Origin of the sequence: Caproicibacterium amylolyticum (genome assembly GCF_014467055.1) — a bacterium.
Lineage (GTDB): Bacteria > Bacillota > Clostridia > Oscillospirales > Acutalibacteraceae > Caproicibacterium > Caproicibacterium amylolyticum.
The window spans coordinates 2191289-2209235 of sequence record NZ_CP060696.1 but is presented as its reverse complement, the minus strand read 5'-3'; the positions used below and the strand labels follow the sequence as shown (position 1 = coordinate 2209235).

The window sequence follows — 17947 nt, the reverse complement described above, 5'->3', positions numbered from 1 at the left end:
CAACAATTACGGAAAGGAGCAGACGTGTGCGCAATCTTCTTTTAACGCTGTGTTTTGACGGTGCGGCTTATCACGGCTGGCAGGTGCAGCCAAACGCCCTGACAGTGCAGGAAGTCCTGCAGAATGCACTGAAAAGTGTTTTGCAGGAAGAACCAGACCTGAAAGGCTGCTCCCGCACGGATGCAGGCGTTCATGCGCATATGTTCTGTGTTTCTTTTCATACCCAACGGCAGATTCCCTGCGAACGGCTGGTAAACGCGGTCAATCATTTTCTGCCGCCGGATGTGGCGGTACAGAATTGCCGGGAGGTGCCGGAAGCGTTTCACGCCCGGTATTCGTGCAGGGGCAAGCAGTACATTTATCAAATTTGGAACGCATCGGTGCGTGAGCCTTTTTTGCGCAGCCGTGCGCTGCATTACTGGTATTCGCTGGATGCGGACAAGCTGAACGAAGCGGCGGCTCACTATGTTGGCAGCCACGATTTCACCTCCTTTTGTACGCAGGATAAGCGCGAAATCGGCAGCTTTGTTCGCACAGTCACGCAGGCACAGGTGAAGCGGGAGGGCAGCCTTGTCACATTTTCGGTTGCGGCAGACGGATTCCTTTACAACATGGTACGAATCCTGACGGGGACGCTTCTGTATGTGGCACAAGGGAAAATTGCACCGCAGCAGATACCGGAGATTTTGGCGGCAAAGGACCGCAGCCTTGCGGGGCCGACTGCTCCGCCGCAGGGGCTGTACCTGAATCGTGTATTTTATGAGGAGGCGGAACTTCATGCGTAAAGCAGCGCAGAGTATTCGGAAGCAGGGAAAGCATTCACCGCTGCCGGGAGAACTGCCGCCCATTGGTGACCCGGAGCGCAGAAAAGAAAAACGCAGAATCAGGCGGGAACGCCGTGATGGCAAACCGCCAAAGGGAATTTACGCGGCAATTGCCATCCTCCTGATTTGCGCGGTGGTCATGGTGGTATGGGTGAACCGTGAAAATCTGCAGCCTGCCAATATTTCCGAGTGGGTGCAGACCCAGATGCTTGGTCTTGGTAAAGGCAGCGGTTACCCGGTACAGTTCAGCAATGAAAGCGTGCAGCCGCGCAACTTTGTTGCGCAGGATAAAAATGTTTTTTTGACAAGTGACACCTCTATACAGGCATATAATGGTTCAGCAAAGCAGTTGTTTTCACGCAAGCACAGTTTTTCTGATGCAGTTATGAAAGTCAGTGGAAACCGGGTTTTGGTTTACAATTTGGGTGGTACAGGTTATCGGCTGGAAAACCAGCTGAAAACACTGGTGAGCAGCAATACGGACGGCAAGCTGCTGGGTGGTGCAGTCTGTGCAAACGGGCGGTATGCGCTGCTGACGCAAGAGGATGGCTACTGCGGGAAATTGACAGTGTACTTGCCGGATGGGCAGATTGCTTTCCAGTATTCCTTTTCCGAATATTATCCGACTGCAGTGGCAATGAACACAGCCGGCAGCCATGCAGTGGTTACGGCGGTGGGTGCCAGCAGTGGTTCATTGCTCAGTGTTGTATATGAGCTGGATTTTAACTCCAGCAAAACGGTAAAGCCGATTTCCACTTACAAGGATACAACTTTTCTGGATGTTTCTTATACAGATAATGGAACGATTCTTGCTGTAGGTGACACGCAGACGGCCGCTATGGACAGCTCCGGCAAAAACCTTGGCAGCTACAGCTACGGAGATGCAGAACTTTCCGCATGGTATCTTGCCGGAGGAACTGCAGTATTGGGTCTGCTGAATTTCCACAATGCGACCGCAAGCCATCTCACTGCAATCGGTGCGGATGGAAAGGCCATCGGAACAGCAAACATCAGTGGTTCTGTTTCCAGTGTTTCCTGCTTCGGCAGCACGATGGCGGCACTTTGTGGCAGCAAAGTTATGGCATTTACAACTGCAGGGAAAGCGGCGGGCTCCTGCAGTGCGGGGAACAATGCCCGTGCCGTTGCGCTGCGCAGCGGCAATCAGATTTTTGTTCTGGATGTTTCGGCAATCCGGCTGGAAACGCTGGCCGGTTAATGTGCCGCATGCTTGCGGCTCTTAAAAAATTGTAGTATAATCTTACAATATCTGTGTGTTCTGCAGGAACTCAGGAGGCGTATTTATGGGCGTGGTTGTTGACATTGCGCTGCTGGTGATTCTCATTGTCTGTATTATCGTTGGTGCGGGCAAAGGCGCTGCGCGTACATTGGCAGGCTTGGTTGGCCTGATTGCCGCGGTGCTGCTTTCGCCGCGTCTTGGAAGCTGGCTTGCCGGTGTTCTGCCATGGTTCAAGAGTGAAAACAAAGTGACGGGTAATATTGTCTGCACGATTATTGCGTTTGTCCTGATTTTGATTGCCGCCGGGCTGGTTGGCCGCCTGCTCAGTATCGTTTGTCAGCTGCCGGTGCTGCATGGCATTAACCGCGTTATCGGCGGTATTCTCGGCGGAGTCAAAGGTGTTCTGCTGATTATGGTATTGTGTGCACTGCTGCGGCTGGCACTGCCGCTGCTGGCGGTAAAGTATCCGGACAAAATACAGCTTTCCAGTTTTGACGACTCGGTCGTCCTGCAGCTGCAGGAACCGCCGGTTTCGGCGGCATCTTCCAGCAGCACTGCCAGTGGTGCAGCAGTGCAGCAAAAGGTGCAAACCTTTTTCAATCAGCTGCCGGCAGAAATTCGGAATCCTGTTTATTCATTGTACGAAAAGCTGCTGAGAGGGGAAGTGCAGGCGAATGCAAAACAAAAATAAGAATTTCAATATTCCCAATACACTGACTGTCCTGCGGATGGTTTTGGTAATTCCTTTTATGGCGTGTTACCTCAACGGCTATGTAAAAACGGCGGTTATAATTCTTGTCATTGCGGGACTTACCGACGCGTTGGACGGCTTTGTAGCAAGGCATTTCAATCAGTTTACGGAGCTGGGGCAGATGCTTGACCCGATTTCCGACAAATTGACACAGGCTGCGGTGGCTATCAGTTTGGCAGTGCGGCATCCGGTGCTGCTGCCGTTTTTAATGATTTTTGTGGTTAAGGAATGTATCATGCTGACGGCAGGCGGTGTACTGCTGAAAAAGGGCAAACGCCCTTGTGCAGCCAAGTGGTACGGCAAACTGGCGACTGTGCTGTTTTACATCACCTTTGTCACCATAATTGTGATGGATATGTTTGAGTTTTACCATGAGGGCACGGCTGTTGTGCTGCTGGTTGTTACTGCTGCGTTTATGATTTTTGCACTGGTAATGTATGCCCGCGAATTTTTCCGGATTCTCAAAAGTACGGAGCCGGAGGATCAGATTGACATAGCGGAAATGATGGACAAGAAAAAGCGATTAAAAAAAGAGTGATGCAATCTTTCCCGGCGGACGTACGGTGGAACAGAACGGCTGGTTTTCCACTGCTGCCGGGGTTTCGCATATCTGAAGATATTTTTAATATTTATAATTTATTTACCTTTATCTTTGCAAGTTGGACTATAATATGAATGCGTCCGAATTTTCCGCGGCAGTTTGGCTGCGGTTTTTCGGGAATCCTAGGAAAGTGAAGTGATTTTAAGATGATGTGTTCCAGATGTCATAAACGTCCTGCGGTTGTGTTCCTTTCCACTTCCGCGGATTCAAACGATACACAGGGGCTTTGCCTGACCTGCGCCAGGGAACTTGGTATCAAGCCGGTAAATGACCTGATGGATAAAATGGGTCTTACAGATGAGCAGATGCAGGCGATGGAGGAAGAACTCGGCGAGTTCATGAATCCTGAAGAAAACGAAGATGACGGTGAGGATGACAGCGAAGACGGTTTTGAGCCTGGCGGCGCGGCGCTGTTCCCCGCAAACTTTTTGCGCAATATTTACGGCAGTCCTGACAGTAAGAATGAAAGCGGCTCTGCACCGCAGAGTCAGCAGAAGCCCGATAAGAAAAAAGCAGAAAAAGTGGAAAAAGCAAAAAGCAAACGTAAGCATTTGAATGCTTACTGTACCAACCTGACCGCTAAAGCAAAAGCCGGTGAGATTGACAACATTATCGGCAGGGAAAAGGAAATCAATCGTGTGGTTCAGATCCTTTCCCGCCGAACCAAAAACAATCCCTGCCTGATTGGTGAGCCGGGCGTTGGCAAAACGGCTGTTGCCGAAGGACTCGCCCTGCGCATTGCAGAAGGAACGGTGCCGGCGCGTCTGCAGAAGAAGGAAATTCATCTGTTGGATTTAACTGCGTTGGTTGCGGGTACGCAGTTCCGCGGTCAGTTTGAAAGCCGCATTAAGGGGCTGGTGGAGGAAGTCCGGCAGGAGGGCAATATTATCCTGTTTATCGATGAGGTCCATAATCTTGTCGGTACCGGTGACGCAGAGGGCAGCATGAACGCCGCCAATATCCTGAAGCCGGCGCTTTCCCGCGGGGAAATTCAGGTCATCGGTGCAACTACCTTCACGGAATATCGCAAATATATTGAAAAAGATGCTGCACTGGAACGTCGTTTCCAGCCGGTCACCATTGCGGAACCGTCCGTAAAGGAAGCAGCCGATATTATCCTTGGCATCAAAGGCTACTACGAAAAATTTCATCGCGTGCGTGTTTCGGAGCCGATTGCCCGCCGCACCGTGGTACTGGCGGAGCGGTACATCAATGACCGCTTCCTGCCGGATAAGGCAATTGACCTGCTGGACGAATCCTGCGCCTGCGCTGCACTGCGCAATACTTCCATGACAGAGTATGACCACTTGACAAACGAGCTGGAACGTTTGCACCGCGAAGAGGACGATATGACTGCGGACGGCGAGAACACCAATTTTGAAGAGCTTGCCCGCGTACGTACCGATATGTCCCGTGTGCAGCAGCGTGCCGAGGAACTGGCGCCTGCCGCACTGGGAGCACCTGTTGAGGAAAAGGATCTTGCCCGCGTGATTGAACTTTGGACGGGGATTCCGGCGAGCCGCGTGCAGGAAAGCGAACTGAAAAAGCTTTCCAATATTGAAGATACGCTGAACCAGCACATTATCGGCCAGAAAGAGGCTGTAGCGGCTGTTTCCGCGGCTATTCGCCGCAGCCGTGTGCAGATCAGCCCGCGCCGCCGCCCGGCTTCCTTCATCTTTGTTGGCCCGACCGGTGTCGGCAAAACCGAACTGGTCAAGGTGCTTTCCAAGGAACTGTTTGATAAGCCGGAAACGCTGATTCGGCTGGATATGAGCGAGTTTATGGAGAAACACAGCGTTTCCCGCATCATCGGTTCTCCTCCGGGCTACGTCGGCTACGATGAGGCCGGGCAGGTGACAGAAAAGGTGCGCCGCCAGCCATACAGCGTTCTGCTGTTTGACGAAATTGAAAAGGCACATCCGGATGTTATGAATATCCTGCTGCAGATACTGGACGAAGGCCACATTACGGACGCACAGGGCCGTAATGTCAACTTTGAGAACACCATTTTGGTCATGACCAGCAACGCTGGCAGCAGCAACCACGAGTCCGCGCTTGGCTTTAACCGTAGTGAACAGGATGTCAGCAAGGAACACGCGCTGAAAGCACTGTCAGAGTTTCTGCGTCCAGAGTTTCTCAGTCGTGTGGACGAAACGATCGTGTTCCACCCGCTTACAGTCGAAGATTTTGAAGCGATTGCCCGTCTGATGCTGAATGAGTATGTGGATTCACTTAAGGAGCGCAGTATCATGTTCACTTATGATGATGCAGCAGTCAGCTGGCTTGCAAAGCATGCTTACGGCGGCAAGAGCGGTGCGCGTGACCTGCGCAACTTGATTCGCCGCAAGGTGGAAGATAAACTGGCCGAGATTATCATTGAAACAACGGATACTGGTCTTGCAGGCGTCAGCCTGACTGTGCAGGAAGATGAACTTTCTGTGTGCACGCTGGTATAAAGAGATACGAAAAAGCTCCGTCTGCCTGAAGTGACGTGAACCCCAAAAGTTAGACAAAATTTGAATTAAGCAACCTGAACGGTCTGAATCCTGTACTCCACAGGACTCAGGCCGTTTAGTTTTGCCTTGATGCGGCGATTGTTGTAATAATCGAGATACTCAATCAAAGCCGCCTTGAATTGCTCCATGGAATCAAATTTCTGCAAGTAAGGTAATTCTGCGGTAACCGTAACGGTCATGGTTCTCTTTATAGATTCGTTGGATTTTTTCTTTTACCTGGTTGTACCGAGATGGCTGCTTCGACTGGTGCAAATAGTAGTAGAAGGTGCTGCGAGGAATACCTGCAAATTGCAGCAGCTTACCTATTGGATATGTCTGCCTTAATTCCTGAATTATTTGTGCTTTTTGTTTTGCTGTTCCTCTTTCAAGACCAAGGCATTCAATTTTTTTAGATATTCATTCTCCATTCGCAACTGCTGTATTTCTGCGATTAAGTCCTTGCGCGTTTCATCCGGCATTTTAGTTTCTCTTGCTACTTTCGGATTTCCTCGGCGTTCAATGTAGAGTCCTTGTTTTCCTTCTGTTAGATAGTGGCGTTCCCATCTCGCTACAATTGTATGATCTGGAACCCTAAACCTCCGAGCCGCTTCACTCAAACTTAAATGTTCTCGCTCCATGGTTTCGATTACTTCTAATTTGAAGTCACCACTGTAAAAATGCTTGCGTTGTCCTTTCGGCATATAAAAACACCCCATTCCTTAAACAAGTATATCACTTGTCTAACAAATGGGGTTCAGTTCAAAGGCATGACGGAGCTTTTTCGTTTTGTTTTAATTACACATTTTATCTTTGCCGTAAAAATTCACAGTTATCATGCCGGGGCCAACGTGTGCGCCGATAATTGCACCAACCGGCAGAATGATAACATTTTTAATCTGCGGGCAGCGTTGCTTAATGACTTCAGCAAGTACCTTTGCGTCTTCCTCACAGTCGCCGTGACCGATTGTCAGGGTGTCGTTTTCGCTGCCCGGCAGCAAATTGCGCTCCAGTGCGGAAAGCTGAAATTCCATAGCGCGTTTGCGGCCGCGCATTTTGGCAATGTTTTGCAGCTTGCCCTCATGGTCAACCACCAAAATCGGCTTAATCTGCAGTGCAGAGCCAACAACCGCTGTTGTGGCGGAAATCCGTCCGCCGCGGCGCAGGTGATCGAGGTCTTCCACCTTAAAGCAGTGGCACACGTGGTCGCGCATGCTGAGCACCCAATCCTTTATATCGTCCAGGGAAGCGCCCGCTTGCTTTTTCTTGGCGGCAGTATATGCAAGCAGCCCCTCACCGGAAGAAGCACAGAGCGTGTCTATGCATACAATACGGCGCTGGGGATATTCTGCGCTCAGACGTTCTACGCAGAGGCAGGCGGCACTGTAGGTACTGCTCAGACCAGAGGAAAAGCATAGGTACAGAATGTCTTCACCCTGCTCCAAATGCTTTTTAAAGCGGTCCATGTAGATGGTTTCGTTGATTTGAGATGTATGTGCAAATTTTCCGTCGCGCAGCTGATTGTAAAAATCAGAAACACGCAGGGTTTCATCAAAGCAGGTAAAAAGATAGGGTTTGCCGTCAATATCCAAAGGCATCGGAATAATTTCAATGCCAAGTTCCTGTGCCAGCGGCAGGCTGAGGTCTGCAGGGGCATCCGTCAGCAGACAATAGTTTTCCATAAGATTGAAATCTCCTTTTCCGGCAGAGACAGAAGCCCGGCCGGTAATAATTTATCTGGATTTTTCTGTAGAAGTCATATATAATAGAATATCAGAAAAAACTCATTTTGACAAATCAATGCGCAAAGGAATATGACAACTGAAAAAAAGCGTCTGTTTTTATGACAGATAGAGTTGTTTGTCTATTCAGCATTGACCGCAAAGCGTTTATAGTTAATTATAATAGACAGTTCGAATGATGTAAAGAGCCACAGGCAAAGTAAAAGCAGGAAACAAATTTTTTTGCCTATTCGGTTTGCAAGTTGGGATTAGGAATGATTTTGGGTAAAATAACTGACGCAGAAAGCGGGTGACAGTATGAAATCAGATGCAATGACACGTACATTCATCAGTGCGGCAGTGGACAAAGGCTTTAAGGATATTGAGCGGGATCCAAAACGAAGTGTCCGTCAGCTGGTGGATTTAGGTACTTTTTTTGCCAAAGGCAGATTTCAGCGCTATTTTTTTGATATATTTGGTGAAATGCTGCGTAATGAGCACAGCTCCTATTATAAATGGATACATGACCTCGTGGTGGACGCTGACCAGAAACAACTGAAAACCTTTGGCATGAATTTGGCTTACAACAGCTGGACGGTGGGTGCAAAAACAGTGCGCGCGCTGGAGCAAACTGAGGGACACAACGTCCCTTGGACCATCGTTTTTCGCATGGATAAAGGAGGAACGCTCTCCGTTGAAATGTTGGACGATGTAATTCGGCAGGGCAGGAGCATGGGGATTTACTGTTATGTTTTCTTTTGCAGTGAATCTTATTCACCGCTGCAGCTTGCACCTCTGTTTCGGCGATACAGGGACTGTGCTTTTATGGCTTTTCTTCAGGAAAATCAGGTGGATGAACCGCTGGCGGAAACGATGCTGGAAGTAAAGAATACGCTGGCCTGTATTCGCTGTGACAACAACCGCTTTTTGGAAAAAGCAGCGCTGCTGCATAGCAGGAGCTGTTTTTTTGCCGCGTGGTATCCATATAGTGACGGCAGCAGCGGGCAAATCTACAGAAAGCAGATTCTGCCGCAGGTGCTGCAGGCGAAAGCACCGTTTTTTTTCTTTGTCGCATCAGAAAACTGTTCTGCAGACAGTCAGAGCAAGGTGCGGGAATATACAATTCATACGCGTCAGGCACAGCGCGACCCGGTTTTCTGCATTGACTTTTACACCGATATTGCGTTTATTGATCACGTGATTTCGTCAGATGCTTATGTGTTGTCCTTTGATAAAAATGGTATGGCGATTCCGGCGCCGGGTGCTGCGCTGCTGCAGTCCCTCGCACTTGGAAGTAATACGCTGCAGATTCTGCTGCAGAAGATTCTGCCGCATCCGCCAGCAGCACAGTCTGTGTAATGAAAAATACTGATCCGGCAGCAAAGCCGACGCTTTGCTGCCGGATTTTTTGTGCGTTACCCTTAGAAATGTTTTCCCTATTTATGAAATCGGTTTCTTATAGAAAAAGTCAAAATTATTTTCTGAAAAGCCCTTGCACTTTTCTACATATTGTGTATGATAGTATCTGTTCAAAGGAAAGGAAGGCGGAACACCATGACAAAGGATATGACAGCAGACTCGCCATTGAAATTGATTTTTAATTTTACGCTTCCATTGATTTTCGGAAACCTATTTCAACAATTTTACTCCATGGTGGATGCGGTTGTTGTAGGACGCTTCCTTGGCAAAGAAGCGTTGGCTGCGGTTGGTTCCACCGGTTCATTGAATTTCATGATTATCGGTTTTTGTATGGGCATTTGCAGCGGCTTTGCCATTCCGATAGCGCAGTGCTTCGGCTCCAAACAAATTGATGACCTGAAGCGCTACGTTGGCAATATCGTTTGGCTGACTATTATTTCGGCAGCTGTGTTGACAGCTGTAACGGTGATTTTCTGTCGCCCAATGCTGATTGCTATGAATACCCCAGCAGACATTCTTGACAATGCTTATATTTTCATCGTAATTATTTTCGCGGGTATTCCAGCGACCTTTTTCTATAATATTCTTGCCAGTATTCTGCGCGCCTTGGGAGACAGCAAAACGCCGGTAGTTTTTTTAGTGATTTCTTCTGCACTTAATATCGTGCTGGATTTGCTGTTGGTGTTGGTCATTCCAATGGGCGTTGCGGGCGCAGGCATTGCAACGGTTACATCCCAGGTGGTTGCCGGCATTGCCTGCCTGCTGTTCATCCGCAAGCGGTTTGACATTCTGCGTATCAGCAAGGATGATTTGAAACCGCGGGGGGAGTACATTAAGTATCTGCTTTCCATGGGACTGCCAATGGGTCTGCAGATTTCCATCACTGCAATCGGCAGTGTCATCCTGCAGGTTTCCGTGAACACATTGGGTTCGCTTGCCGTTGCTTCTATGACTGCTGCAAATAAAATCTCCTGCTTCTTTACCTGTGCATATGATGCGCTTGGCATTGCAATGTCCACTTACGGCGGACAGAATGTCGGTGCACGCCGCAAAGACCGGCTTACGCCGGGTTTGCGTGCCGGTATGTTAATTGGCTGTGGCTATTCGATTCTTGCATTGCTGGTTTTAATTTTCCTTGGCAAGCCTATGACAACTCTTTTTGTAAGCAGTACAGAGACACAGATTATTGCAAACGCTTATGAATGTCTGGTTATCAATGCGGCGTTTTATATTCCGCTGACGGGTGTGAATGTGTTCCGCCTGCTGATACAGGGAATGGGATACAGCAGGGTTGCGGTTTTTGCCGGTGTGTGCGAAATGACGGCGCGCGGTCTGACCGGTTTGTTTTTGGTCCCGGCGTTGGGTTTTACAGCGGCCTGCTTTGCAAGTCCTATTGCTTGGGTGCTGGCAGACTGTTTCCTGGTGCCTGCATACTTTCACGTACTTAAACAGGTGCAGAACTGAATTCTGCGAAATTCTTTCTACTTTTATGGAAAAGCCAGCGAAAGCACAAAAAATTTCTCCTTTTGCGGGCGAATTGCTTGACAAAACGAAGGGATATGTGGTATATTAATATCCGTTGCTAATTGCGAGTGTAGTTCAATGGTAGAACTCCAGCCTTCCAAGCTGGTCGTGTGGGTTCGATTCCCATCACTCGCTCCATAAAAGGGATACGCGCCAATAGCTCAGCTGGATAGAGCAACTGCCTTCTAAGCAGTGGGCCAGGGGTTCGAGTCCCTTTTGGCGCGCCAAATGGTGGATGTAGCTTAGCTGGTTAAAGCGCCAGATTGTGGCTCTGGAGACCGAGGGTTCGAATCCCTTCTTCCACCCCACACAAATAGTACGGGGCCTGGAATTTTTAATCCATGCTCCGTATTTTTCTATTGGGCTGTAGCCAAGCGGTAAGGCAACGGACTTTGACTCCGTCATGCGTGGGTCCGAATCCCGCCAGCCCAGCCAAAACGCAAGTTTTGAAATAACCGCATAGCACCGGGAAACCACCGATGCTATGCGGTTTTTCTATACTTTTAATGAATTAGAAACAGTGCTGAAAACTTTTGAATAATGCTTTGAAATTGTCAAAAATACAACTCATGCAACTTAAATGCAACTGGTAACAAGTGCGCCACCCTTGGCCGGGAGGAATAAAAAAATACCCTCAGCAGGCAGCCGCATTGGCCGTCAACTGAGGGTATACTTTATTCGCCGCTAATTTCTTTGTATATCTGCTCCACTAGCATATAAAGTAGCTGCTGGTCGCGCACTAAAACGACCAGATTTTGATTGATACAGTCTAATGTCTCTTGCAATTTTTCTACTTCGCTCATATTTGAGCCCCCATAAAGTTTAGTTGCAAGCGCTTGCTGATAGTATATTACCACAATTTACCTCATAACGCAAAAACGCTCCGACCTACCATAAAAGGTAAGCCGGAGCGTTGCTTTATGTGTATTAAATTAAGCAGTTGTGGTAACCGTGTCCGCCGGCAATGTAACAGCTTCGGCAGTTGCAACCACATCCTGCTCCGGCACTGTTGCGGTCAGCGCAGCACGGCCAGCATTAACCTCACCCGCAACCACCGCCTGCATCTGCTTGATTTCGTCTGTAGTGATGCCTGGCAGTGCTTTGCACATCATTTCTGCAAATTTGCCACTGGCAGTGTCCACGGTTTTCTGCACATTCGGCGTGATGCGGAAATATTCGTCCACTGCTCCCCACACCTGCTTTGCAATGCCGAGCTTGCGGTTGTACTCCGCTGCGCCGATTTCAGCGACAACTTTTTCCTTACGCCGGTTGATTAGTGCAACCAGCTTTGCACCGACGGCCGAAATAACTGCGGTCAGGATTAGGGTTGCTGCACTTGCTACTGCGGGCTGTACTGCATTGATAATTTCATTCATGATATGTACCTCCAATTAATTTTTATCGTCCACAATTTTGTCTAGCCGGTCAATGCGGTGGTGAGCTTGTGCTGCACTGGACTCTACTGCGGTCAATCGCTGCTCATGCGTCGATATGGCACCGTCCATTTTGTCTAACTGTGCATTTGTGCCGGTCACGGATGATTTGATATCGTCCAGCTTTGTGTTTACGGTGCCTTTCCACTCGCCGTCGTTGGTTAGCTTTTTATCACGGCCAGACAACCATCCGGCAAGCCCGACAAAGCATCCCACCACTGCAATCAGCAGCCCAATGTCTACTGCCCCCATACTTTTACACCACCTTAACCGCGAAAATTTTGTGTCCATTAACTGCCACACCCGCGCAGCCGCGTCGCTTTGCCGTGCAGCGGAAGAAATAGTCATTGCCGCTCTGGTGGTCAAATGATATGTCAATAATGTTGCTGTTGCAGCTGTTGGTAAGCGGTCGACCGGCAGCGCAGGTTAGCTTATAGATGTAACTGTGTACCAGTGGCAATGTGATGTCCATAGTGGTATCAGAACGTACCGTCGCCGTCTTGAGTGCATAGCGGATTGCGGCAGGTTTGGCCTGCGACGCACCCTGTACCTGCCGCAAAATGTCTGTCCAAGGGAACTTTTCACCGGGGCAGGTCGGTTTCTCGCGAGGACTAATTTCGCAGTGTCCAACAATGTGCTGCCGGTCAACCGGGATGATGATGCCGTACAGCCGCTGTACCTCGGCACGGATATGCTTAATCAGCTCCACTGTTGCGGCCTGCTGCGCGGCGGTTAGCGTTCCGTGCGTCTGATTGTACATGCCCTCATGCTCAATGCTTATGGTGTAATAGTTTGCGTTGGTTGCCCGCTGCCGCACCAACGGCAGGGTAGACGTGCTGTAGTGGTAAGCATGTCCAGCGGTAGCGCTTGTCCCATTGCACCATGCCGCGTCGGTCAGACTAACAAGCTGTGCAACCTGTCCGGCGCGGCTTACAACGTAATGTGCAGAAGCTTCTGCCCGCGGGTTGCATAGCCAACTAACAGCACCATCATAATTGCCGTCTGTAATGTGACAGACAATCATGTCCGGTTTCCAGCCATTGCGACCGTTGTAGTGGTTCGGGCTACTTTTTTGTGTGATGTTCATTTTGTAATACCTTCGTTTCATGAAATAATATTATAAGTTGTTGATGCAGCTAATTTTTGTATGCTGTAATTTCCGGATTTTCTGTAACAAAAGAGTAGGTATCCTTGCGGGTCATACACGGGTGTTACGGCATCTCCACTATCATCTGAAAGGGACCAAAGTTCATTTCCACTTGAATCAAACTTTATGATGTACTTATTATCTCGGCCGTAAGTATTCTGATAATACGTTACATAGATATTGCCTGTGGCGTCTATAGTAATACCGCTTGCCGCCTTATTATCGACTTTTTTCCAAACGGTGTTTCTGTCAGAGTCAAGTTTTTCCACAGATATATATTCGGGTGTAGATGAACCTGGTGACGAACAATAAACTATGTAAATATTACCTTCTGCGTCTACTGAAACGCCTCTTGAATCGTTGTGGTAAGCACTGCTTTCAAGTGTCCAAAGTTTGCCTCCGTCTGGACCCAGCTTTACAACGCTTCCTGAACGTTCTGACACATATACGTTGCCAAATGTGTCAAATGATAGTCTTTGGGGGATCTCCTTTGCAACAACCGAATAAGTCCAAATTATGGAGCCCTCGGAATCTATCTTTTGAACTTGGGTATTACAAAACAGGTATATATTTCCTTGACGGTCTGTTGCAAGATTTGATTGCCAGGTCTGGTCATCAATTTTTTTAGACCAAAGTACATTTCCGGAGCCATCTAACTTCATTAAGGGAGCAATCGCATCCCCTGTTCTTATATAAATACTGCCGTCTTTTGAGATTGCGATATAAAAAGCCCAATAGTTGGCCAAAAAATCGCTTGACTTTGACCAAAGTATCTTTCCAGAAGAATTTAACTTACATAATTTAAAACCGTTCGGGGCATAGCCATATGCTATACATACATTCCCCGAGGCATCTATCGCAAAATTTTCAGCTCCCGTATAAGCCCACATTTTAGTTCCCACAGTATTTACTTTTGACAGATTATCATCGGAAATAATGCTACCAACTTTATACCCGCAAGATGCCCCGATGTGTCCGTTTGTAGGGAAAAATTGACTCATGTATCATACACCACCAATCGTACATTAATATCCGTTTCGGGTTTTGTTTCCCGGCACAAAAATGTGACATTGCCGGTACTGCCAGTACTGCCGGTAATGCAGCCAAACGCCGTTTCTTCCGCTTCTGTCGGTGCCCCAGGAGCGGCGGAGGAAAGACGGAAGTCACCATCTTTGTCGGGCAAGCCCTCCACACTGACCGTTTGAGAGTAAGGTGCAGAAGTGCTCCAACCGGACGCAGGGAGCGCTACAGTGAACAACTTAATGCCGGCTGGATATGCCGGCAACTGCAGCTGCGTGCCGTCCTTTGGCACCGCCGTGCCGCCGATGGTGGCGGACTGCACAGCGGTACCCATGGCTGTAAGGTTCGGCGTGCCGGTCAAATCCTCATACTTTCCACTGGTAGCAACAGGGGACAAGTTCGGCAGCTTAATTTCGGTTGGTCCCCAACCGTCATTTTGCCAAACGTAAATAACGCCGGCCACGATGTGCCCTTTTCCGTCATTTGTGGGATGTGCTGCCTGCAAATCAGCAAGTGTGTTGTAACTGTCGCCAAACGAAAATGCGGGTCCCACAGGTCCTTGCGGCCCAGGTTTGCCGGTGCTGCCTTTTTCGCCAGTCGGGCCTTGTGGACCGATATCGCCAGTAGCGCCTTTTTCGCCGGCGGGTCCTTGCGGTCCGACTGCGCCGGTAGGACCTGTGGGGCCAGTTGGCCCTGTAGCGGAAATGTCAGTGTCTTTATAGCTTTTTGAGGCCGCGTCCCATACTTCCCAGTGGCCGCTTCTGTTAATTTGCGGCGCGTGCGTAACCGCAGCGGTAGCATCTTCGGATGTTTTCTTTGCTGACTCACTTTCAGCGTTAATTGCTTCAATGCCGCCTGCAATGCTTTCGCGCACGTCTTTTCCATATACAGCGCTGCGTATTTGTGATACTTTATTACTAATATCAGCCATATGTACTGCACCTCCTTAATCGATTTGTGATGTAAAGCCCTTTTTATAATACATACGGTGGGCAGTGCCATCATCCATTTTTACGTTGTAATTTACGCCATCCGGACAGCTGTTGACATCCACGCCATTGATAACCGTGTTGCCGCTGAGTGCACCGTCTTTAATAGTGGCACCGTTCAATGTTACGTCATTGAGGGTTACATTTTCCAGCGTCACATTCGAGAGCGTGCCGTTGCGCAGCGTATGTCCATTCAGATTTACATCCCGACCGCACACGATTTGTATGTCAGAGCCGCCGGTCAGCATAAATGTCCAGTCGCGGTTAGACGGATCATCAGCGGCACTGTATACCGTTACGCTTTCACTGCCGTTGCCGAGCATCAGTTTTGCACCGTCGCTGCCGCGATATGTGCGCATGAGCGGAGTGCCTTGGTTTCCTACTGTCAAATCATCAGAGGACAACCGACCGACTAATGCGCCAGTGGTATCATATAAATCCACAAATTGACCGTCCAACAGTAATTCGCCGGATTTTGTGCCGGCCGAATCATATGCAGTGATGCGCATATTTCCGCCTGCGCCGATACCAGCCATGCTAATCTGCGGCTTTGTACCACCAGCATCATACATCTGTAATCCCTGATTACCAAAAATCAGTTTTCCAGCAAAAACGTTATTAGATGCGTTGACAGTCAGCTTACCGTTATCCAAGTCAAAGTTAACGGTGCCATCCTGACTTTTCAGCGTACCGGCGCGGATGCGTTCCGCACTCATGGTACCTGTCGTGATACAGTCTGCTACAATCGCACCGTCCATGGTAGCAGCCAGATTGTAAGGGCCGTTGATACCACTTTTGCTGTACCCCCAGCCGTTGACATTCCAGCGCCAAATGTGCTGGGCGGTGGCCGTATCGTCCGTATCCATAATCAAAATTTCATCTTTACGGGTGACCACATGACCAGTGGTGGCAGCAGTCAGCAGGGCGGTGGCGTTATCCTGTGCAAGTTTCAGTGTAGCGGATTGGGAGGGGATGCGGTCAATGCGCTGATAGATAGTGCCATTGTCCTTGTTGGCACGCTCCGTATAGCTGACAGATACCGTATCCCCCAGCGTAATGGTGTCCTGCTCCGGCGCGTCAAGGTGAATGGTACGCTTTGTAACCGGGAAAAACCTATCCATGCCATGGGGCTTGGAAACACAGCGGATGCGGTCACCAACTTTAATGCGCTCAAAGTTGGCATTCAGCAGATGTTTATCCACGGCGGTAACGGTCAGCGTCATTTGTTCAAACTGTGTTTCATGAAGATACTGCTCGCCTTTCGTTTTGAGATTTGCGGGCAGCGTTACGGCATCGAAATGGACGACTTTAAAAAGCTTGCCATAGTTCTTTACCGCCTCCGCGTCTGAAACAAAATCGCTGCCGCCATTGGCCTCCGCACAGGTCGTGTACTTTTGCAGTGCCGCTGGGTCGGCTGATTCGTTTTCAATTGTAGCACCAAGCGGGATAATGCAGGTTGCCAAGTCGGCGGCGGTGGTGTTTTCGGTGTAGTCCAGCAGGTTTTCACCAAAGGCTATCGTCTGCGTGTTGGTATTGTCACTGCCAGCAAGATAGTCAAGATAGCGGCGGCCATCCTGATGCCGCACACGAATATGCCCGCCAAGCCTTGACACCAGTTTGTCGTTGATGTCGTCCAGCGTGGTCTCCCAGTTGGTGTAGCGGTACAGACTATCATTTGAGTCCGTGACCGTCACCATGCCGACTTCAAATTTTTTGTTATCTTCAACCTGACAATTATGTACGTCAATCAGATACTGCAAAAATCCGCGCACCGTGATGTCGTGGAACTCATGCGGCCGCTGGATGCTGTCCAGCAGGAGCGCAAGCTCACCCTCACAGGTGATGGTTTCCACGCCGTAAAAGTCTTTTTCAACGGACACAACTCTGCCACAGAACAGACTTTCGCCATCTTGAAGCACTTCAATAACAGACACCAGTTTTTTTATCTCACCATAGCCGGGATTGCCCGGCGGCACGCCGCAGCTAAAGGAGCCGGATTTTCCGTCTGCCAGTTCCAATGTGGGGTCTGTCAATGCGATGCCAATCATGGGGTCATAAATTGCAATTCCGTCCAGCAGAACTTTGTACATTACAGATAATCTCCTTTCAGCAGAATAGATACCGTGCCAGTGCCGGTCAGCGTAACAGGCGTTTCACCCGGTGAAATTAGGATATCCGAATTTTGCGATTCACCGGCGGGTAAGGAATAGGTCTTGCCACCAAGCGTGATCTGAATCGCCGCAGAGCAGGTGAACGTTGGAACTTCCCGCCGGCTGAATCCGACCAATGTTAAGGTTTTGCTGCCGCTTACAGCAATGCTGCCATAGTCGCGGATAACGCCGGTAAGGAAGTTGAAGCCATCCCACTGCCAAGGCGCCGTAGTAGCGGCCAACTCATGTTTAAACGGTTCCGCATCTACAGTAATAGTGATGTCGGACAGTACATTGTTGTCTTTGGTGCTGGATACCGTGCAGCGGCCCTCATAGTAATAGCCAGGGTCGGTGTCCAATACAATACGCCGACGCTGTCCGTGACAGGCGTTTGCAATTTCGGTGTAGACCGCGTGCCATTTTTCATAGCTGAAATCTTTGCAGGAAAATGCAAAGGACAGCGTGCGTCGCTTGTAGGGTACTGTGCCGGTGAGCACTTCGGTCAAGTCCAACACACTGCTCATGCCGGGTACTTCAATCGTTTTTGTCTGCGGCTCCGGCATGGGGATGGTATACGATTCCAGCCGCAGCCCCCAGTCCCGCCAGGTGTGCTTATCGCCAATTTTTATGCCAAGCAAA

At 49.3% G+C, this 17947-nt stretch carries 18 protein-coding genes and 4 tRNA genes; 11 read left to right on the top strand and 11 right to left on the bottom strand.

What is annotated here, in order from left to right; translation table 11 throughout:
* Nucleotides 1-26: 26 nt before the first annotated feature.
* The 5 genes from truA (at nt 27) to H6X83_RS10540 (ending at nt 5869) form a co-directional block, all read left to right on the top strand.
* Nucleotides 27-785, top strand: a complete 759-nt coding sequence (gene truA / locus H6X83_RS10560; RefSeq protein WP_212506445.1) for a tRNA pseudouridine(38-40) synthase TruA — start codon at nt 27-29, stop codon at nt 783-785.
* The gene (locus H6X83_RS10555; protein ID WP_212506444.1) at nt 778-2040 is read left to right on the top strand and encodes a DUF5711 family protein; all 1263 of its coding nucleotides are present in this window, start codon (nt 778-780) and stop codon (nt 2038-2040) included. Before truA ends, H6X83_RS10555 begins: the two co-directional genes overlap by 8 nt.
* Before the next feature lie 85 nt (nt 2041-2125).
* On the top strand, nt 2126-2752 hold the full coding sequence (locus tag H6X83_RS10550; RefSeq protein ID WP_212506443.1) for a CvpA family protein: 627 nt from the start codon (nt 2126-2128) through the stop codon (nt 2750-2752).
* Nucleotides 2736-3350, top strand: a complete 615-nt coding sequence (locus tag H6X83_RS10545; RefSeq protein ID WP_212506442.1) for a CDP-alcohol phosphatidyltransferase family protein — start codon at nt 2736-2738, stop codon at nt 3348-3350. The genes H6X83_RS10550 and H6X83_RS10545 overlap by 17 nt, the downstream gene beginning before the upstream one ends.
* A 209-nt stretch (nt 3351-3559) precedes the next feature.
* Nucleotides 3560-5869, top strand: coding sequence for an ATP-dependent Clp protease ATP-binding subunit (locus tag H6X83_RS10540; RefSeq protein WP_212506441.1), 2310 nt, complete (start codon nt 3560-3562; stop codon nt 5867-5869).
* Between the two features lie 65 nt (nt 5870-5934).
* Here the strand turns inward: H6X83_RS10540 and H6X83_RS10535 are convergent, their stop codons facing one another.
* The 3 genes from H6X83_RS10535 to H6X83_RS10525 all read right to left on the bottom strand — a co-directional run bounded on the left by H6X83_RS10535 (nt 5935) and on the right by H6X83_RS10525 (nt 7587).
* Entirely contained in the window at nt 5935-6075 is a 141-nt protein-coding gene (locus tag H6X83_RS10535; protein ID WP_212506440.1) for an IS3 family transposase, read from the bottom strand.
* A gap of 186 nt (nt 6076-6261) precedes the next feature.
* The gene (locus H6X83_RS10530) at nt 6262-6609 is read right to left on the bottom strand and encodes a helix-turn-helix domain-containing protein (RefSeq protein ID WP_212506439.1); all 348 of its coding nucleotides are present in this window, start codon (nt 6607-6609) and stop codon (nt 6262-6264) included.
* Nucleotides 6610-6699: 90 nt separating this feature from the next.
* Nucleotides 6700-7587 carry a DegV family protein gene (locus H6X83_RS10525; RefSeq protein WP_212506438.1) on the bottom strand — a complete coding sequence of 296 codons (888 nt, stop codon included), beginning with the start codon at nt 7585-7587 and terminating at the stop codon, nt 6700-6702.
* Nucleotides 7588-7944: 357 nt separating this feature from the next.
* On the opposite strand from H6X83_RS10525, the gene H6X83_RS10520 reads away from it, so the two are divergent.
* The 6 genes from H6X83_RS10520 (at nt 7945) to H6X83_RS10495 (ending at nt 11004) form a co-directional block, all read left to right on the top strand.
* The gene (locus H6X83_RS10520) at nt 7945-8985 is read left to right on the top strand and encodes a hypothetical protein (RefSeq protein ID WP_212506437.1); all 1041 of its coding nucleotides are present in this window, start codon (nt 7945-7947) and stop codon (nt 8983-8985) included.
* Between the two features lie 195 nt (nt 8986-9180).
* Nucleotides 9181-10509 carry an MATE family efflux transporter gene (locus H6X83_RS10515; protein ID WP_212506436.1) on the top strand — a complete coding sequence of 443 codons (1329 nt, stop codon included), beginning with the start codon at nt 9181-9183 and terminating at the stop codon, nt 10507-10509.
* A gap of 124 nt (nt 10510-10633) precedes the next feature.
* A tRNA-Gly gene (locus H6X83_RS10510) sits at nt 10634-10707 on the top strand.
* 12 nt (nt 10708-10719) lie between these two features.
* Nucleotides 10720-10796, top strand: a tRNA-Arg gene (locus tag H6X83_RS10505).
* A 4-nt stretch (nt 10797-10800) separates the two neighbouring features.
* Nucleotides 10801-10877: transfer RNA gene (locus H6X83_RS10500), tRNA-His, on the top strand.
* Between the two features lie 52 nt (nt 10878-10929).
* A tRNA-Gln gene (locus H6X83_RS10495) sits at nt 10930-11004 on the top strand.
* Between the two features lie 239 nt (nt 11005-11243).
* Here H6X83_RS10495 and H6X83_RS14685 read toward each other — a convergent pair.
* From H6X83_RS14685 to H6X83_RS10460, 8 genes are all read right to left on the bottom strand, one after another.
* Nucleotides 11244-11372 carry a hypothetical protein gene (locus H6X83_RS14685; RefSeq protein ID WP_281390912.1) on the bottom strand — a complete coding sequence of 43 codons (129 nt, stop codon included), beginning with the start codon at nt 11370-11372 and terminating at the stop codon, nt 11244-11246.
* A gap of 129 nt (nt 11373-11501) precedes the next feature.
* Complete coding sequence (locus H6X83_RS10490; protein WP_212506435.1) at nt 11502-11945, bottom strand: hypothetical protein; 444 nt, start codon at nt 11943-11945, stop codon at nt 11502-11504.
* 15 nt (nt 11946-11960) lie between these two features.
* The gene (locus H6X83_RS10485; RefSeq protein ID WP_212506434.1) at nt 11961-12254 is read right to left on the bottom strand and encodes a hypothetical protein; all 294 of its coding nucleotides are present in this window, start codon (nt 12252-12254) and stop codon (nt 11961-11963) included.
* Between the two features lie 4 nt (nt 12255-12258).
* On the bottom strand, nt 12259-13089 hold the full coding sequence (locus H6X83_RS10480) for an N-acetylmuramoyl-L-alanine amidase (protein WP_212506433.1): 831 nt from the start codon (nt 13087-13089) through the stop codon (nt 12259-12261).
* Nucleotides 13090-13106: 17 nt separating this feature from the next.
* Nucleotides 13107-14150 carry an NHL repeat-containing protein gene (locus H6X83_RS10475; RefSeq protein WP_212506432.1) on the bottom strand — a complete coding sequence of 348 codons (1044 nt, stop codon included), beginning with the start codon at nt 14148-14150 and terminating at the stop codon, nt 13107-13109.
* Nucleotides 14147-15100 carry a collagen-like protein gene (locus H6X83_RS10470; protein ID WP_212506431.1) on the bottom strand — a complete coding sequence of 318 codons (954 nt, stop codon included), beginning with the start codon at nt 15098-15100 and terminating at the stop codon, nt 14147-14149. Before H6X83_RS10470 ends, H6X83_RS10475 begins: the two co-directional genes overlap by 4 nt.
* Before the next feature lie 15 nt (nt 15101-15115).
* Entirely contained in the window at nt 15116-17248 is a 2133-nt protein-coding gene (locus H6X83_RS10465) for a phage tail spike protein (RefSeq protein ID WP_212506430.1), read from the bottom strand.
* Complete coding sequence (locus H6X83_RS10460) at nt 17248-17946, bottom strand: mtfA protein (protein ID WP_212506429.1); 699 nt, start codon at nt 17944-17946, stop codon at nt 17248-17250. Before H6X83_RS10460 ends, H6X83_RS10465 begins: the two co-directional genes overlap by 1 nt.
* Nucleotide 17947 lies beyond the last annotated feature (1 nt).

Bases quoted from the DNA above. Each gene is read 5' to 3' on its own strand.
- H6X83_RS10470 (WP_212506431.1), bottom strand. From the start codon at position 15,100: ATGGCTGATATTAGTAATAAAGTATCACAAATACGCAGCGCTGTATAT.
- H6X83_RS10550 (WP_212506443.1), top strand. From the start codon at position 2,126: ATGGGCGTGGTTGTTGACATTGCGCTGCTGGTGATTCTCATTGTCTGT.
- H6X83_RS10515 (WP_212506436.1), top strand. From the start codon at position 9,181: ATGACAAAGGATATGACAGCAGACTCGCCATTGAAATTGATTTTTAAT.
- H6X83_RS10520 (WP_212506437.1), top strand. From the start codon at position 7,945: ATGAAATCAGATGCAATGACACGTACATTCATCAGTGCGGCAGTGGAC.
- H6X83_RS10485 (WP_212506434.1), bottom strand. From the start codon at position 12,254: ATGGGGGCAGTAGACATTGGGCTGCTGATTGCAGTGGTGGGATGCTTT.
- H6X83_RS10490 (WP_212506435.1), bottom strand. From the start codon at position 11,945: ATGAATGAAATTATCAATGCAGTACAGCCCGCAGTAGCAAGTGCAGCA.
- H6X83_RS10530 (WP_212506439.1), bottom strand. From the start codon at position 6,609: ATGCCGAAAGGACAACGCAAGCATTTTTACAGTGGTGACTTCAAATTA.
- H6X83_RS14685 (WP_281390912.1), bottom strand. From the start codon at position 11,372: ATGAGCGAAGTAGAAAAATTGCAAGAGACATTAGACTGTATCAATCAA.
- H6X83_RS10475 (WP_212506432.1), bottom strand. From the start codon at position 14,150: ATGAGTCAATTTTTCCCTACAAACGGACACATCGGGGCATCTTGCGGG.
- H6X83_RS10525 (WP_212506438.1), bottom strand. From the start codon at position 7,587: ATGGAAAACTATTGTCTGCTGACGGATGCCCCTGCAGACCTCAGCCTG.
- H6X83_RS10540 (WP_212506441.1), top strand. From the start codon at position 3,560: ATGATGTGTTCCAGATGTCATAAACGTCCTGCGGTTGTGTTCCTTTCC.
- H6X83_RS10555 (WP_212506444.1), top strand. From the start codon at position 778: ATGCGTAAAGCAGCGCAGAGTATTCGGAAGCAGGGAAAGCATTCACCG.
- H6X83_RS10465 (WP_212506430.1), bottom strand. From the start codon at position 17,248: ATGTACAAAGTTCTGCTGGACGGAATTGCAATTTATGACCCCATGATT.
- H6X83_RS10545 (WP_212506442.1), top strand. From the start codon at position 2,736: ATGCAAAACAAAAATAAGAATTTCAATATTCCCAATACACTGACTGTC.
- H6X83_RS10480 (WP_212506433.1), bottom strand. From the start codon at position 13,089: ATGAACATCACACAAAAAAGTAGCCCGAACCACTACAACGGTCGCAAT.